The following is a 15,539-nucleotide window of genomic DNA, read 5'->3' on the forward strand; positions in this document are numbered from 1 at the left end:
TGTTGCGATTAGGCAATTAACCAATTAAACGGTTAAACAGATTTTTTCGTGTCGCTTTCAATTAAACCATCTCGTAAACGGATAATTCTGTGAGCATACGCAGCAATATCTTCTTCGTGAGTTACTAGGATTACAGTATTTCCTTGTGCATGAATGTCTCCGAAAAGCTTCATAATTTCAACAGAAGTTTTACTGTCTAAGTTTCCGGTTGGCTCATCGGCCAGAATTATAGAAGGCTTGTTGACCAAAGCGCGGGCAACAGCAACACGCTGGCGCTGTCCTCCAGAAAGCTGATTGGGCTGGTGATCCATTCTGTCTGCCAGATTAACCTGTTTTAAAACCTCGGTTGCGCGGGCCATTCTTTCAGATTTTCCGTAACCGGCATAAATCATTGGCAAGGCAACATTATCTAAGGCAGTTGTTCTTGGTAAAAGATTGAAGGTCTGAAAAACGAAACCAATTTCTTTGTTTCTAATTTCGGCCAATTCATCATCTTTCATTTTGCTGACATCTTTTCCATTTAAAATATAACGACCCGAAGTTGGCGTATCTAAACAGCCCAATAAATTCATTAATGTAGATTTTCCTGATCCAGAAGGTCCCATTAAAGCAACATATTCGCCTTTTTGTATTTCTAGATCTATTCCCTTTAAAACATAAACTATCTCATTTCCTAAAGTAAAATTTCGTTTGATGTCGGTTATTTTAATTAATGGTTCAGCCATTTTAGTTTACAATTTTGGATTTAAAAGTACAAAACACTTTTGAATAAGTAGTTGATAATTAGTTTTTGTTACAAATCGTTTTGGCGTACAATAAAACCGAGATAATTAATAAATAGATTTTTTTAAACAAAAGCGGTTATATAATTCAGAATTAATTTTGCGTAATTCTCATTATTTGTGATGTTTTATAGTTTTAAAATGTTTTTTATTTTAAAAATGTGATAATAATGTAATTTATTAGAATTGGTATTAAGTAAATTTGAATATATCAATTAATTAATAACTAAGATTATGAAAAACATAAAAATAACTACAGGAATTGCAGTATTAGTATTGGCATTAACATCATGTAAAGATGAAAAACAAGAAAGAGCTCAGAAAACAGTAGAAAGTTATGTAGTGTATGTTGACTCTGTTAAAAATGTTGCTGCCGCTGATTTGAAAGACAATTGGAAAAGCGTAGAAGCTGAATACGACAGAAGATCTCAAGAAGCTCAAGCCGCTTTAGCAGATATTAAAGACAATGCTGCTGCGACTGAAAAAGTAAATGCAAGTAAAATTAAATACGAAGAATTTAAAAAAGAATTGACCGCCCAATTTGCCCCTCCAGCTCCTAGTCCGAAACAGCAGTTAAGAGATGCTTTGTTTGGCGCAGGAAAAATTGGTGACGATATGAATTTTAGTTGGGTTAATGCCCAAAATATTCATAGTGTTTATCAGCAGTTTGTTCATACTGTAGAAAATAATAAAGATAAATATTCTAGAGAAGACTGGGATGAAATCAAATTAATGTATGAAGCGCTTGATAGCCGTAAAAATACAGTTGAGAAAGAAGGTTTGTCAGCCGAGGATAACAGAAAAATTGCTGGTTTGAAAATTAAGTTTGCACCAATGTATACTGTAAACAGAATGGGAGCTAAATCTGAAGAAAACAAAGAAGCAAAAAAATAGATTTGTAAATTTTGAATTAGAAAATGAAAAAGACGATCAGAAATGATCGTCTTTTTTTATGTTCGTATTATAAAATGCTCTTTCGGCTGTTCCCTTCGAAAGAACACAAAACCCCATTGAAAAGTGTCAATTGTGACTTTTACCTGAGGATGGGTTTTAATCATTTCCCAAGCTTCTTCCATGTCTTCTGACCAATGGATATCATCGAAAATCCAAACAGAATCATTGTTGATTGTTGGTAATAGAAGTTCAAAATATTCTAAAGTTGCTTTTTTAGAATGATTTCCGTCAAAGTATATCAGATCGTAATTTGCTGCTTGAATGTTTTCGGAAATTAAAAAAGATTCAAATTCAGAAATTACATTTTCAACATTATTGCAATCAAATTCAGTTAATTGATTTTTAGCGACATTTGCGGTGTTTGGACAGCCTTCAATTGTAATGACTTTTGCTTTTGGATTTCCTAAAGCCAATGCAGAAGTTGCTAAACCTAAAGATGTTCCTATTTCTAGGATGTTTTCTGGTTTAAAGTAATTGGTAACTCGAAATAATAATTCGGCACGTTTTGGTGAAATTCCCGCTGTTTGCGCAATCTTAGAAACCTGTCTTCTGTTTGATTTAAAAACTTTCGACCCTGCTCCAAAATCGGTTACTTCGATGAAATTTTTATTTTCTAAAAGCGATTTTCGGTACTTTTTTAGAATTAGATATTCTGGTTTGGACTTCTTATCATAAAAGCATTTTGTCAGCAAACTAAAAACAAATGGCGAATGAACCGCATGTTCGTTTTTAGAATGCCAAAGAAATTTTAGATAAGATTGTATTTGAAAAAGCATTTAGAAATCGGGAATGAAATATTAATTTACTTTAATCAATTTCACGTCAAAAATAAGAACTGATCCAGCTGGTATTCCAGGGCGTGAATAACTCCCATAAGCTAAATGTGAAGGAATAAGCAAAACTCCGCTTCCGCCTTCTTTAAAATACGGAATTCCTTCTGTCCAGCCTTTAATTACTTCAGAAAGTGGAAATGTAATGCCGCTCGAATTACTTTGGTCAAAAATATTTCCATTGGTGAAATAGCCTTTGTATGCCACAGTTACTTTTGAAGAAGCAGTTGGCTGCGCCCCAGTTCCAGGTTCGTTAATGATATAATATAAACCAGACTCGCTTTTGGTTGCAGTTAAATTATTTTTGGTTAAATAATCTGTGATTTCTTTGTCGTTTTCTTGCGTGTAATCTTTTGGAGGAGTTGCAGGTGTATCTTTCTCAGAGTTTGCACAAGAAATGAATAATGTTAAAGTAAATACTGCGGCTAATAATTTTTTCATTGTGTATTTTTTAATGACGGGTAAATATAGGAAATTGAAGGATGTTTTCAGGTTTCAAGTTATTGTCGGAACGTGAAACTTTAAACCTGAAACAAAAATAATTATCCTTCAAGTTTAGCAGAAAGTTCAAACCAGCGTTCTTCTTTTGCGTCTATTTTGTTTATGATATTTTGAAGTTCATTCGCTTTTTTCTCGATATCAGCATCAGCAACTTTTCCGTCAGAGAATAATTGTTCAATTTTAGCTTTTTCGATTTCTAAATCTTTAATTTCTCGTTCGATTTTCTGATATTCTTTTTGTTCGTTAAAGCTTAAATTTCCAGTCGGATTATTTTGTTTCCAATCTTTCTTTTCAGCTTTGTTTTCTTCTTTTTGAGCAACATCGGCACTGTCTTCATAAGCTCTAAAATCAGAATAGTTTCCTGGGAAATTCTCGATTTCGCCCTGTCCTCTAAAAACAAATAGATAATCGACAATTTTATCCATGAAATAACGGTCGTGGGAAACCACCAATAAACATCCTGGATAATCTAAAAGGAAACTTTCTAGAACGTTAAGTGTTACAATATCCAAATCGTTTGTTGGCTCATCAAGAATCAAGAAGTTTGGATTCTGAATTAAAACCGTACATAAATACAAACGTTTTAACTCGCCACCACTTAATTTCTCCACATAATCATATTGCTTTTTCGCGTCAAAAAGAAAACGCTCTAACAATTGTGAAGCCGAGATGATCTTTCCTTTTGCCAGCGGAATATATTCTCCGTATTCTTTAATAACATCGATAACGCGCTGACCTGGTTTTGGATTAATTCCAGATTGCGTATAATAACCCACTTTTATCGTGTCACCTTTTACAACGCGCCCGCTGTCTGGCGGAATTGTTCCTGTAAGCAGGTTTAAGAAAGTAGATTTTCCAGTTCCGTTTTTACCGATAATTCCGATTCTTTCTCCACGTTGGAAATCAAAACTGAAATTGTCCAGAATAACACGGTCTTTGAATTTTTTAGAAAGTTTATGAAGCTCGATAATTTTGCTTCCCATTCTTTCCATATTAATTTCAAGCTCAACTTTGTTTTCTTTTCGTCGGCTTTGTGCTTTTTCTTTAATAATGTAAAAGTCATCCTGACGCGATTTAGATTTGGTAGTTCTCGCTTTCGGCTGGCGGCGCATCCATTCTAATTCTTTTACAAAAAGGTTTTTCGCTTTGTCAATACTGGCGTTTTCAGAAGTGATTCTTTCTTCTTTTTTCTGAAGATAGTAAGAGTAATTTCCTCTATATTGATACAACTTTCCGTTGTCTAATTCGATAATTTCATTACAAACACGTTCCAAAAAGAAACGGTCGTGCGTTACCATAAATAGCGTAATATTTTCTTTGGCAAAATAACTTTCGAGCCATTCGATCATTTCAAGATCTAAGTGGTTGGTTGGCTCATCTAGAATCAATAAATCTGGGCGATTGATTAGAATTATAGCCAATGAAAGACGTTTTTTCTGTCCTCCAGAAAGATTTTTTACTTTAAGTTTAAAATCTTCCAGTTTTAATTTAAATAAAATCTGTTTGTATTGTGTTTCAAAATCCCATGCATTGTGCTGATCCATCGCGTCGAAAGCTTTTTGGTAAGCTTCTTCGTCTGAAGGATTTTCTAAAGCCTTTTCATAAGCTTCAATAACTTTAAGCGTTTCATTGTCTGAAGCGAAAATACTTTCTTCAATCGTAAGTTCATCCTGAAGATTATTGTCTTGAGAAAGAAATGCCATTCTGATTCCTTTTCTTAAAACAACTTGTCCTGTATCTGGTTCTTCCAATCCGTTAATGATGCTCATCATCGTGGTTTTTCCAGAGCCATTTTTTGCAATAAAAGCGATTTTTTGGTCTTTGTTGATTCCAAAAGAAATGTTATCAAAAAGGACTCTTTCGCCAAATGACTTCGATATATTTTCTACAGATAAGTAATTCATTTTTTTAAGTTGTTTGAAATTAGAATTTTACATTGTGTTTTTACTTGTAGAGTTCTAATTGAGTCTTTAGTATTAAAAGACTGTTATTCTTTTTATTTTACAGGCAAAGATACCCTTTTGAACGTAACAAAAAAAAGATAGCAATAAGCTATCTTTCTAAAATATTTTTTAAATAATTAACTAACTCTTTTTGTCTTTTTAGATCGCTAAAAGATTTTTGGAGGTGCTGTTAATTGGGGACATAAAGTTTCTGAGATAAAAGATCTTAGGCTACCTGGGCGAGCAAAGTTTAATCTGATTATTCACAGGCAGCATTAATCAATTCTATTCTGATCGATTTTTAACAATCCATTAGTTCTGAAATCTTGCATTGATCCAACTGTCGATTCTTTTTGACCTTTTATATTAGTTTCTTTTTTTGTTTTTAAATCGATAACACGAATTCCGATATAATATGACTCCTCATTTTCAAAATCGCCTGCGCTATAATCAGAATAAATCACATATTCAATATTCGCATTTACAAATGCAATACGATCTAAATCAAGTCCGGCGTTTGCTTTTCCTCCTCCTCGAATATAGTAGAAATAAGTAAATTTATTCCAGCTTTCCTTCTTGTCTTTAGGAAATTCTAATTCAATTTTATTATCCTTTCCATATCGATAAATGAGGTAAGCGTTTTTTCTATCTTTTGCTAATAAAACCGTTTTTCCATTTTTAGTTTTAAATGAAAAAATAGTTTCTTCATTTGATGCTAATAAACTCTGGCTAAAACTCTTAATAGAGGTTAATAATAAAATTATAATTGCGATTTTTTTCATCTTTTTGGGCTATTCTGGTTTGAAGAAAATAATTTTCCCTAATTAGAATTTTTCTATGAACATTCAATGATTTGAAATTTTAGTATCGGAATAAGAAGGCAGTAATTATTTGAAGGAATAAATTTACAAAATAAAACAAATATGAACCAAAAGCTAATCTGTTTTTTTATAAGTTAGGTGCAGAAAAACGGTCAAATCAAAATAATGAATTTGCTGCGGATTGTTTAAAACAGGTTTGCGAACCAGAGATTCATTTGTAATAAAATAATGAAGACCGTCTTTTGTTGCAATTCCTTCTACTTGATGAAAAGGAAGTTTTAAATCGATGCGTCTTTTGTTTCCAGACAAAAAATCCTGATTTTTAAAATCGTAAAGCAGATATAAAAACGGTTTTCCAACTTTGGTATAGCCGCACAAAGTAATGAGTTTTTTATCTTCCAAATAAGTGGCGCCAGTAACCAGTCCTTTGGTATCGAGAGTTGCTTTGAGTTTTGCAGTTTGTGTTTCTCCTTGCTTCGATAAAACATAAATATTAGTTTTAGACGATTTCCATTGTTTGGTAAACAGATAAATGCTGTCTTTAGAAACAATAAAAGCTTCACAGTCAAAATCGGTTTTGTTAGGTTTTGAAGGAGAAAAATCGGTTTGGTTGGAATAGGCAAACGAAATGGTTTCGATATTAGGATTGCCTTCCATAAAAGATTTTTTTTCGATTTTAAGAATTTTCAAATCCGATCGGTTTCCAGAATAATTATTTCCAAAATCTCCAATATAAATATGAGTATCATCTTGTGATATTTCTTCCCAGTCGTGATTTACTGCCTGTTCCAAAACGATTTTCTTTTTGATTTTTCCTAAAGAATCGATGCCGTAAATTGTTTTGTCATGATCATCATTGTGTGTCCAAAACAGATTTTCAAAATTAATTAATCCAGAAGTTTCTTTTAAAGAGTCACTCAGTTTAAAAGAATATTGACGCTTTATTTTTAGGTTTTTGTAATTGCAGCTTCCATCATTTTGTCCAAATGCAATATTGTAGTTTTCTGCCTGTGGATCTGTACAGCCAGGAATTTGAGAATAAACCGAAGCGGTGATGGTCAGGAAGAAAAATAGAATTTTTAGCATGAGTGCAATGTTAAGTCTGCATAAGATAAAAGTAAAGTTTTAAATAATAGAATGAAATAAGTATTCAAAAAATATAATTTAAGTGTTATTTTGCATTCACTTTAAGTGCAAAAATCTTTTTTATTCTTTTGGATAAAACGAAGCCCCGCAATGAAAATTTTACAAAAATTATCACATTACCGAATTTCACGTTATTATAAACTTTTGTTTGTAGTAGTTGATATTGTATTATTAAATCTTGCGACTATTCTTTCTGCATTGGCTAGATTTGGCAATTTAGACAAACTTTTATCTAAAGACGAAAGAACCATTTCGCTTTTGGCTGTTTTAATATGGGTCGCTTTACTGCTCCAAAAAGATTCCAATCGAAGCGTGAGGGTAGAACCAATCGAATCGATCTTATGGAGAACAATCAAAAAGATTTCTATTCACGCGGCTTTAGTGTCGATATTTGTCGTTTACTTAAAATACGTTGATATTTCAAGACTTCGCTTGGTTTATTTTTATCTGATATTTTTTGGATTGCTAATGATTTCGCGCTATTTTTCAATGAAGCTTTTAAAATATGTTCGCGCAAAAGGGTACAATTTTAAAACTTTTATAATTGTAGGAGCCAATAAATCGGGTGAAAAAATTCGAAAAGTGCTTGCAAAAGATCTAACGTTCGGATATCGTTTTTTAGGTTTTTTTGATGAAACAGAAAATAATCAAGATGTTGATTCAGATTTAATTGTTGGAAAATTCAATGACGTTGAAAAGTTTGTTATCGACAAAAAAATCGACGAGATGTATGTAGCACTGCATATTGACAATATCGAAATCATTAATGAGTTGACCAGAATTTGCGAACAAAATATGATTCGTATCAAATTCATTCCCGATTTTCAGCTTTATACAAAAGCAAGCAAAGTAGAAGTTGCTTTTTATGAAAATACGCCAGTTTTAATGTTTCGCCCAGAACCTTTAGAATTTGCTTCAAACAGACTTTTAAAGAAAGCATTTGATGTTTGTTTTTCGAGTCTGGTCATTTTGCTTGTATTTCCGTGGCTGTTCCCGATTATTATGCTCATTATAAAATTGGAATCGCCCGGGCCTGTTTTTTTTAAGCAGGAAAGATCAGGAAGAGACAACAGATCGTTTATGTGCATAAAGTTTCGAAGTATGTATGTAAATGGTATGGCTCATAAAAAGCAAGCTGAAAAAGGTGATAGCCGAATTACCAAATTTGGTGCTTTTATCCGCAAAACGAGTATAGACGAACTGCCGCAATTTTTTAATGTCTTTCTTGGCGATATGTCTGTCGTAGGTCCAAGACCTCACATGGTTAATCTGGCAAAAGAATATAGCGATCTTATCAATAATTATTTGGTACGTCAATATGCTAAACCTGGAATTACTGGCTGGGCGCAGGTCAATGGTTTTCGAGGAGAAACAAAAGTCTTGAGCGATATGGAAAACAGAGTGGAATATGATATTTGGTATATCGAAAACTGGAGTTTTTTGCTTGATATCAAAATTATTGTAAAGACTATTATCAATATTTTTAAAGGTGAAGAAAACGCCTATTAGACTTTTTTAGAACTTAAAAAACTGATTATTCTTGATAACTTCTTTTAATGGATCAATATTTTTAATTTTTATTTTATCGTCAAAAGCCGCAATATGCTTTTTATGATGAACATCGGTTCCGCAAAAATTATACATTCCTTTCGCTAAAAGTTCATCGGCAGTTTTAGCAATCTGCGATCCATAATATTCTACTGTAGAAAGAATATTCAGCTGAAAAACACAGCCCGCATTTTTCAATTTTTCATATTCCGAAAACCTGTTGTGGTAAAAAACATATCGTTCAGGATGTGCCAAAACGGGAATGTAACCCGCAACTTGTATCTCAAAAATGGTTTTGTAAATATTTAGCGGAGCATTTAAATATGACATTTCCACCAAAACATAATTGTCTTTTAAAGTCAGCAGTTTTTCTTCCTTGAAATGATTTTCAAACCAGCTGTCCATAAAATATTCTGCAGCAGCTCTTATAGGTATTTTAATTTTATTTTCTTCTAAAGCCTTTTGGGTTTCCTGAAGTTTAGACGAGATAATTTCAGGAGAATTATCCCAAACATTATGATTAATATGGGGAGACGTAATAATTTGCGAAACTCCAAGTTTTTGCAAAGCCGAAACTAATTCAACTGATTTTGTCATGTTTCTTGCCCCGTCATCAATTCCTGGTAAGATATGGGAATGAATATCTACAAAACTGCCATCAAGCAGTTCTTTTAATGTGGGTTTTGATTTGAGGAATGATAGCATGCAGCAAAAATGTATAAATCAGTTTTATAACGCGCAAAATTAGTCGAGAATTTGTAACAAGACATTTTAGAATTATGTTATATTTGATTTTTAGTAAAAAAGTAAAAAATTATGAAAATAAAAGAGAATTTGTTTGATCAGCGTATCATTTCTATTGATGCTTTGCGTGGAATCACCATTTTTGTAATGATTTTTGTAAACGAACTTGCGAGTATTCAAAATGTGCCTCAATGGATGAAGCACATGCCCGCAGATGCTGATGCAATGACTTTTGTTGATTTAGTTTTCCCCGCTTTTTTATTCATCGTCGGAATGTCTATTCCGTTTGCTTTTAATGCCCGACTTATAAAAGGAGACAGTCCAAAAACAATCTGGACACATACTTTAAAAAGAGCGATTGCACTTATTGTAATTGGTGTTTTTATGGTCAATGCCGAATATGGATATGATGCCGCTAAAATGATTATTGCACCAGCATTTTGGGGACTTTTGGCTTACAGTATGCCAATCCCGATTTGGAATAAATATCCAAAAGATTTTCCACTTTGGCTAAAAAACGTATTGCAATACGGAGGAATTTTGGTTCTCATAGCACTTTACTTTATATATGTGCAAGATACTGGAGATCGCGGAATGACGCCAAAATGGTGGGGAATTCTCGGTTTGATAGGTTGGGCGTATCTTTTTACAGTCATTTATTATTGGCTGGTTTCAGGTAATTTATGGGCTATGATTGCACTTTTAGTTTTTGCTGTTGTAATGAATTCTCTGAATTTAATCGAAAACTCTTTTGTCCAAAACACTTCTTGGTTGAGTTTTATAGCGGGACATCTTACGCATGTTTCTCTGACATCGGCTGGAATCATCATTTCGCTCTTGTTTTTTGATCGAAAAATCAGTTCCAAAATTAACTGGCCAGTAATTGGTTTTATTGTTTTGTTTACGGTAACGGCAATTCTGCTTCGTCCGTATTTCGGAATATCAAAAATAAAAGGAACGCCATCTTGGACAATGTTCTCTGCGGCAATTTGTACGGCTCTTTTCTACTTTCTGTACTGGCTGATGGAAGTTAAAAAACAAACCGGATGGAGCGAGTTCTTTATGCCTGCAGCAGCAAACCCCTTGTTGATTTATATTTTGCCAGGTGTTATTTATTATTTCTGTAAAGCTTTCAACTTTCATATTATACCCGGATATTTTAGAGTAGGAGTTCCAGGAATTTTGTGGTCTCTTGTATTTTCGATTATTATGCTTTTTGTAATGAAAATCTTGAACAGGTATAAAATTCAGCTTCATCTTTAGTCTTCAGTCTCAGTCTTCAGTCTCAGTCTTCAGTCTCAGTCTTCAGTCTCAGTAGGCAAACTGAAAACTGCGACTGAAGACTAAAAAAAATTCGTACAAAAAAAAGATTGTTATTCTTAATAAAATTTTAAATTTGTAAGAGGCGGTTTTTAAAATATTGTTTGTGAATACTTTAAAAATTAAATACATCTTAATTTTACTTTTAATAGGATCGTTTTGTCAGGCTCAAAATGATAGTACAACTGTGGGAAGCAGAGATATTCTAGATGTCATTCATAAAATTTTTGATAACCAGGATACGATTCGTCCAGATCGAAAAAGAAAATTGACTTTTTCTTTGTTGCCTGTCCCTGTCGGCGCCAATTCCAGTAATGGTTTGGTTGTTTCTTTTCTGACGACTTTTTATCTGGGAGATGCAGAAAAAACTAAAATGTCTCAGATTACCTTTTCGCCTTATTTCAGTTTCAGCAATCAATTTGTATTTCCCATCCAATCCTATATTTATACAAGTGATAATAAATGGAATCTTATTGGAGATTATCGCTATATGATTTATCCTCAAGACACTTATGGATTAGGAGAGGATAATTCTAAAGAAGAAATGTCAACGCTAGATTATCAGCAGTGGCGTTTTTATCAGTTTATAACGCGGAAGATTGTTGGAAATTATCGTTTAGGAGTTGGTTTTCTTTTCGATAATTATAAAAATATTTCTGAAGAATCTTATATAGACGGAGAAACGGATTATTATAAATATATGAATGGCGATTATTCTGATGAAACTTCTTTCGGATTTGCAATTCAAGGTTTGTATGACTCAAGAGAAAATATTATTAATCCAGAGCAAGGTTTGTATGTCGAAGCCGATTTGCGAATCAATACCAGCGGAGTGGAAGGAGACAAGTGGCAGTCTATCTATTTTGATGCCCGAAAATATCATTCTTTCAGTAAAACCAAGCACCGGGTCTGGGCTTCTAGAGCATTCTTTTGGTCAACTTTTGGAGGAAAACCACATTATCTGGATTTGCCCAGCATTGGTTGGGACCGTGAAGGAAAAACGGGCCGCGGTTTTACTAAAAATAGATACAGGAGCAACGCTTTAATTTATTTTGAAACCGAATATAGAACCGATATAAGCCGAAACGGATTTTTTGGCGCTGTTTTTTTTACCAATGTTTCATCTGTTTCTAAACTTGATACTTATGAATTTAAAAAATGGAATCCTGCGGTTGGAACCGGAATTCGCATTAAATGGAACAAACGCAACGGCAGTAATTTGGCTCTCGATTACGGAATCAGTAAAAACGATTGGTCGCTGCGCTTAGGGTTATCAGAAAATTTTTAACTTCGGCCAAAATCTACAGACTCAATTATTCATGCAATTATCGGTTGTTATTCTCAATTACAATGTACGTTACTTTCTCGAACTATGCCTTTTAAGCGTGCAGGAAGCAATTGCAACAATCGATGCAGAAATTATCGTGGTAGATAATAATTCATCAGACGGAAGTGTTTTGATGATGAAACAAAAATTCCCAGACGTAAAGCTTATTGAAAATAAAGAAAATTTTGGGTTTCCAAAAGGCAACAATATTGGTGTTCGTCAAGCGAATGGAAAATATGTTTGCATTCTAAATCCTGATACTGTTGTTGCAGAAGATACCTTTACAAAAATTCTGGCTTTCGCCGAAAGGCAAAACAATCTCGGAATCATTGGCTGTAAATTAATTGATGGAACTGGAGCATTTCTGCCAGAAAGCAAACGCGGAATTCCAACGCCATGGGTTGCCTTTACAAAAATATTAGGATTGTATAAAATCTTTTCTAAAACCAAACTTTTTAATCAATATTACGCTCAACATCTCAATGAAAATGAAACAGGAAAAGTCGATATTCTTGTTGGCGCTTTTATGTTTTTAGAAAGAAAATTGTATGGAGACTTGAATGGTTTTGATGAAGATTGTTTTATGTATGCCGATGATATTGACTTGTCGTATCGCGCTTTGCAAAAGCAAAAAACAAATTATTATTTCAATGAAACCACCGTTTTGCATTTTAAAGGAGAAAGCACCGTAAAGGATGAAAAATACATGAAGCGCTTTCAGGAAGCCATGAATTTCTTTTATCAGAAGCATTTTAAGAAGTCTTGGCTTTTTAGTGTTTTTATTCAAGTTGGTGCTTTTTTGTTTTCAATTGCTAAAATGTTTCAAGGAAAACCAAAAGAAAACCCATTGCCAGAAAGTTATTTTTTATACTCCGAAAATGAGAATTTCGCTAAAAAACTAGCTTCGATTTTGGAAAATAAAGTTGCTTTTTTAGATTTCAAAGGAGAAAAAATGGTAAATTCGTGCCTAATTTTAAAGGGTAAAAAGGCAGAGATCATTTTGGATAATCACTATATTTCATTCAAAAAATGTATCGAAATCATAGAAACTCTTAAAGATAAGCAGGTTACTTTTAAAATTTTTCCCAAAAATACGGGTTTTATTATTGGAAGTAACTCTAGGAATGACAGAGGGCAAATCGTGAAAATTGAGTAAAAAATTATATTAAGTGTAATTTATGTTTAAAAATTTCATTAATTTCGCAATCTGAAAATCAAAAACATCTTTTAGATTAACAATATGGCAAGATTTGAATTAAAGCTTCCTAAAATGGGAGAAAGTGTCGCTGAAGCAACCATTACAAACTGGTTGAAAGAAGTTGGAGACAAAATTGAGGCTGATGAAGCTGTACTCGAAATTGCAACAGATAAAGTTGACAGCGAAGTGCCTAGCGAAGTATCAGGAATTTTAGTTGAGCAATTGTTTGGTAAAGATGATTTAGTGCAAGTAGGGCAGACTATTGCTATAATTGAAACTGAAGGCGGAGAAACAGCAACTCCAGAAGTTGTAAACGCAGTTCAAGAAACTGCTGCTCCTGCAGAAGCTACCGAAATCGAAAAAACAATCGAATCGGTTAAAGAAACGGTAACGTCTCATGATTTCTCAGGATCAGATAAATTCTTTTCTCCTTTGGTAAAAAATATTGCAAAAGAAGAAGGTCTTTCTTTGAGTGAACTTGAAAATATTGCTGGTTCTGGAAAAGACGGACGAGTAACAAAAGAAGATATTCTGAAATATGTAGAAGTTCGTAAATCGGGTTCTGTTCAAGCGCCTCAAACAGTTGAAGCAGCTCCAAAAGTAGTTGCTGAAATTCCAAAAACTGAAGCTCCAAAAGCAGTTGAACCAATTGTTCAAAAAAGCCAGCAAGCGGTTCCAGTTTCTGTAAACGGTGCTGACGAAATTGTTGAAATGGACAGAATGCGTAAGTTGATTTCAGGTTATATGGTGGCTTCGGTTCAGACTTCGGCTCACGTACAATCTTTTATTGAAGTTGACGTAACGAATATTGTGAAATGGAGAGATAAAGTAAAAGCTGCTTTCGAAAAAAGAGAAGGTGAGAAATTGACTTTTACTCCAATTATGATGGAAGCGGTTGCAAAAGCTTTAAAAGATTTCCCTGGAATGAATATTTCAGTTGACGGAGATTATATAATTAAAAAGAAAAATATCAATTTAGGAATGGCGGCAGCATTGCCAAACGGAAATTTAATTGTTCCTGTAATTAAAAATGCAGATCAGTTAAATTTGGTTGGAATGGCAAAAGCGGTGAACGATTTAGGAAACCGTGCAAAAGCTGGAAAACTAAAGCCAGACGATACTCAAGGCGGAACTTATACAGTGACAAACGTAGGTACTTTTGGAAGTGTTTTTGGAACGCCAATTATCAATCAGCCACAAGTGGGTATTCTAGCGCTTGGAGCAATTCGTAAAGTTCCTGCGGTTATCGAAACTCCAGAAGGAGATTTCATTGGAATCCGTCAGAAAATGTTCTTGTCGCACTCTTACGACCATAGAGTTGTTGATGGAGCTTTAGGAGGAAGTTTTGTGAAAAGAGTAGCAGAATATTTAGAAGCTTTTGATGTAGATAGAGATTTCTAAAATCATTTCAAAAAATAAATCAAATCCGATAGGTTTAAAGCTTGTCGGATTTTTTCTTTTGTAAGAAAAGAATTAAGTGGAAATGCGTAATCCTGTCTAAGGCTTATTTTAGAAAAGTTAAAATCGGGTTTTGACAGCTTTTTTAGACAAAAAAAAGAGAATATAAGGAAGATATTCAGCTTTAAAAATTACATTTGTAGACTTATAAAAATTAGAAATGGAATTAAAACTAAACAAACCAATTTGCTTTTTTGATCTCGAAACAACGGGAATTGATATCGGTAAAGATAGAATCGTAGAAATTTCAATATTCAAAGTTTTTCCTAACGGAAACAAAGAAAGTAAAACCTGGCTGGTTAATCCAACAATTCCAATTCCTCCACAAACAACTGCAGTTCACGGCATCACAGACGAAAAAGTAGCTAACGAGCCTACTTTTGCAGAGCTTGCACCACACATTCACAATATGATTAAAGACAGTGATTTGGGTGGATTTAATTCAGATCGTTTTGATATTCCGCTTCTAGCAGAAGAATTGCTTAGAGCAGGAGTCGATTTTGATATGAAAAATAAAGTTTCTGTAGATGTTCAGACTATTTTTCACAAAATGGAAGAGCGTACATTAAGTGCTGCATTTAAGTTTTATTGCGGAAAAAGTCTAGACAATGCCCATTCGGCAGAAGCCGATACAATGGCGACATACGAAATCTTGAAAGCGCAGTTAGACCGTTATCCAGAATTAGAAAACGACATTAAGTCTTTGTCTGAATTTACAACGCGCAAGAAAATTGCCGATTTTGCAGGAATGATTGCTTTTGATAAAGATGACGAAGAAATTTTTACTTTTGGAAAACACAAAGGGGCAAAGGTGGAGAAAGTTTTAGAAGCAGAGCCAGGATATTTCAGCTGGATTCAAAATGCTGATTTTCCGCTGTACACCAAAAAAGTTTTGACAGGAATTAAATTAAGAAAATTAAATACAAAATAAGTTATCAGTCGCAGTCTCAGTTTTCAGTTTTTGACT

Annotated in this window: 14 protein-coding genes; 7 read left to right on the forward strand and 7 right to left on the reverse strand. The window is 33.6% G+C overall.

Annotated features, from left to right (window positions below):
* Window positions 1–32 precede the first annotated feature (32 nt).
* The gene (locus GR162_RS09780) at window positions 33–725 is read right to left on the reverse strand and encodes an ABC transporter ATP-binding protein (protein WP_066033783.1); all 693 of its coding nucleotides are present in this window, start codon (window positions 723–725) and stop codon (window positions 33–35) included.
* A gap of 291 nt (window positions 726–1,016) precedes the next feature.
* Between GR162_RS09780 and GR162_RS09785 the strand changes: the two genes are divergently transcribed.
* On the forward strand, window positions 1,017–1,676 hold the full coding sequence (locus GR162_RS09785) for a DUF6565 domain-containing protein (protein WP_160782003.1): 660 nt from the start codon (window positions 1,017–1,019) through the stop codon (window positions 1,674–1,676).
* 56 nt (window positions 1,677–1,732) lie between these two features.
* On the opposite strand, the gene GR162_RS09790 is transcribed toward GR162_RS09785, so the two are convergent.
* From GR162_RS09790 to GR162_RS09810, 5 genes are all read right to left on the reverse strand, one after another.
* The gene (locus GR162_RS09790; RefSeq protein WP_160782004.1) at window positions 1,733–2,512 is read right to left on the reverse strand and encodes an O-methyltransferase; all 780 of its coding nucleotides are present in this window, start codon (window positions 2,510–2,512) and stop codon (window positions 1,733–1,735) included.
* Between the two features lie 21 nt (window positions 2,513–2,533).
* Complete coding sequence (locus tag GR162_RS09795; protein ID WP_160782005.1) at window positions 2,534–3,007, reverse strand: FKBP-type peptidyl-prolyl cis-trans isomerase; 474 nt, start codon at window positions 3,005–3,007, stop codon at window positions 2,534–2,536.
* A 101-nt stretch (window positions 3,008–3,108) separates the two neighbouring features.
* A complete protein-coding gene (locus GR162_RS09800; protein WP_160782006.1) occupies window positions 3,109–4,971 on the reverse strand; it encodes an ABC-F family ATP-binding cassette domain-containing protein in 1,863 nt (620 codons plus the stop codon).
* Window positions 4,972–5,285: 314 nt separating this feature from the next.
* Window positions 5,286–5,792, reverse strand: a complete 507-nt coding sequence (locus GR162_RS09805) for a hypothetical protein (RefSeq protein WP_160782007.1) — start codon at window positions 5,790–5,792, stop codon at window positions 5,286–5,288.
* Window positions 5,793–5,945: 153 nt separating this feature from the next.
* Window positions 5,946–6,917 carry a T9SS C-terminal target domain-containing protein gene (locus GR162_RS09810; protein ID WP_160782008.1) on the reverse strand — a complete coding sequence of 324 codons (972 nt, stop codon included), beginning with the start codon at window positions 6,915–6,917 and terminating at the stop codon, window positions 5,946–5,948.
* A 150-nt stretch (window positions 6,918–7,067) separates the two neighbouring features.
* Between GR162_RS09810 and GR162_RS09815 the strand changes: the two genes are divergently transcribed.
* Window positions 7,068–8,486 carry an undecaprenyl-phosphate glucose phosphotransferase gene (locus tag GR162_RS09815; RefSeq protein WP_160782009.1) on the forward strand — a complete coding sequence of 473 codons (1,419 nt, stop codon included), beginning with the start codon at window positions 7,068–7,070 and terminating at the stop codon, window positions 8,484–8,486.
* A 6-nt stretch (window positions 8,487–8,492) separates the two neighbouring features.
* Here the strand turns inward: GR162_RS09815 and GR162_RS09820 are convergent, their stop codons facing one another.
* Entirely contained in the window at window positions 8,493–9,230 is a 738-nt protein-coding gene (locus tag GR162_RS09820; RefSeq protein WP_160782010.1) for a tyrosine-protein phosphatase, read from the reverse strand.
* A 111-nt stretch (window positions 9,231–9,341) separates the two neighbouring features.
* Here GR162_RS09820 and GR162_RS09825 point away from each other — a divergent pair, with 111 nt between their 5' ends.
* The 5 genes from GR162_RS09825 (at window position 9,342) to GR162_RS09845 (ending at window position 15,503) form a co-directional block, all read left to right on the forward strand.
* Window positions 9,342–10,532, forward strand: a complete 1,191-nt coding sequence (locus GR162_RS09825) for a DUF5009 domain-containing protein (RefSeq protein WP_160782011.1) — start codon at window positions 9,342–9,344, stop codon at window positions 10,530–10,532.
* A gap of 163 nt (window positions 10,533–10,695) precedes the next feature.
* Window positions 10,696–11,877 carry a hypothetical protein gene (locus GR162_RS09830; protein WP_237421344.1) on the forward strand — a complete coding sequence of 394 codons (1,182 nt, stop codon included), beginning with the start codon at window positions 10,696–10,698 and terminating at the stop codon, window positions 11,875–11,877.
* Window positions 11,878–11,908: 31 nt separating this feature from the next.
* The gene (locus GR162_RS09835) at window positions 11,909–13,072 is read left to right on the forward strand and encodes a glycosyltransferase family 2 protein (protein ID WP_160782012.1); all 1,164 of its coding nucleotides are present in this window, start codon (window positions 11,909–11,911) and stop codon (window positions 13,070–13,072) included.
* 84 nt (window positions 13,073–13,156) lie between these two features.
* Window positions 13,157–14,515: a dihydrolipoamide acetyltransferase family protein gene (locus GR162_RS09840; protein ID WP_160782013.1), complete on the forward strand. Its 1,359-nt coding sequence runs from the start codon at window positions 13,157–13,159 to the stop codon at window positions 14,513–14,515.
* 217 nt (window positions 14,516–14,732) lie between these two features.
* A complete protein-coding gene (locus GR162_RS09845) occupies window positions 14,733–15,503 on the forward strand; it encodes a 3'-5' exonuclease (protein WP_160782014.1) in 771 nt (256 codons plus the stop codon).
* Window positions 15,504–15,539: the final 36 nt, after the last annotated feature.

This window comes from Flavobacterium sp. HBTb2-11-1, assembly GCF_009826975.1.
GTDB lineage: Bacteria > Bacteroidota > Bacteroidia > Flavobacteriales > Flavobacteriaceae > Flavobacterium.